General features: G+C 38.5%; 1 protein-coding gene. It reads left to right on the forward strand.

Annotated elements, in window-relative coordinates:
* Positions 1–265: 265 nt before the first annotated feature.
* Complete coding sequence (locus tag L4C35_RS23105) at positions 266–1,114, forward strand: DUF2971 domain-containing protein (RefSeq protein WP_428465056.1); 849 nt, start codon at positions 266–268, stop codon at positions 1,112–1,114.
* Positions 1,115–1,365: the final 251 nt, after the last annotated feature.

Below are 1,365 nucleotides of genomic sequence, written 5' to 3' on the forward strand. Positions count from 1 at the left end.
CGCTATTTTGTGGGTAAACACGCAGAAATTTTCGTGGTTATAGTTTTGAATTTGTCTGCCTTGAGTGGGGTGTTTGTCACGCTCAATCAGCACATTTTTTAACAGCCTTTCATCATGGCAGGCAAGCTGCTTAACCCAAGTCAAACGGCCGGGTAACAAAGGCATTAAGGTGACGCAGAACGCTCGGCGGTTTTGGTTTGAAGTGTATTTGGTTTAGTAAGTAATGCGTTGGCGCACCTTATGCCAGCGTTATACGATTTGGAGGATGGCGAAAATTTCAAAGTTATATAAATTTAGGTCTGTTGATACCTACAGCCTTACTGGATTAGCTAACTCTCAACTTTGGTTTTCAGATATTGGATCCTTCAATGACCCCTTTGAGGGGATGTTTGTATTTGAAGAGTCAATTTCCGAAAACAGCTATAAGCTTTGGGAAAGTATGGTTGAGTGGAAAGGCGGCAAAGACATAGACCTAACGGAAAGAGACAGAAAGCTCAAAGAACTGGGTCTTGAACACTTAGACGTCTCCAACCCTGATTTTTTGTCTAAGTTAGCTAAATCTGAGTTTGATATTGTATTGAAGTTGATTCAGCTTTCAAAGGTAATATCTTTGTCTATTTCAGACAGTAGAGGTGACCCTTTAACAGAAAATTTGATGTGGTCTCACTATTCTGATGGCTTAAGAGGCTTCTGCTTAGTTTTTGATAGTGATGGTTTGCAAGCAGATATCCATAGGTATTCAAGCACTACGATTCGTCCTGTGAAAGTAAGTTACCAAAACACACCGAATGTCATAGATATAAATGAATTTATTCTTTCTCCAGCAATGCTTGGTGTATCCGATCTAAATTATATTGATCATGTAGTAGGTACGGTAGCTAGTAAATCTGAGTCTTGGAGCTATGAAAATGAGTTTAGAATCCTCTCAATGTCAGATAAAAACTTACATAGCTATTCAGCCAAGTCACTACTTGAAATAGTTATTGGTGAAAAAATGCCTAAAGACCAACAGAAACTTATTATTAGTATCGCCAAATCAGTTAATCCAAATATTGCTATCAAGTTAGCAAAGTTGAAGAAAAACAGTTATTTAATCGAGGTTGTCGATTATTAAAAATCGTATAACAAGGCAATCAAGGTGATGCGTAACACTCGGCGGTTTTGGTATGGAGTTCGGTGTGCTTTGTTGGTTCGGTGGGGCACACCTTATTGCTGGCGTTATAGCTCAGTTCAGATTCACCTTCCGAAACGTCATAACTACGTTAATCACGTATAGTTTTGCTATGTGTACGTTACTTGCGTATACTTTGCGTATGAAAAGTGTATTTGTCGAATCGACCATATTTGAAAAGTACCGTAATGAAT

The sequence above is a fragment of the Photobacterium kagoshimensis genome (genome assembly GCF_050337045.1).
Taxonomy (GTDB): Bacteria; Pseudomonadota; Gammaproteobacteria; order Enterobacterales; family Vibrionaceae; genus Photobacterium; species Photobacterium kagoshimensis.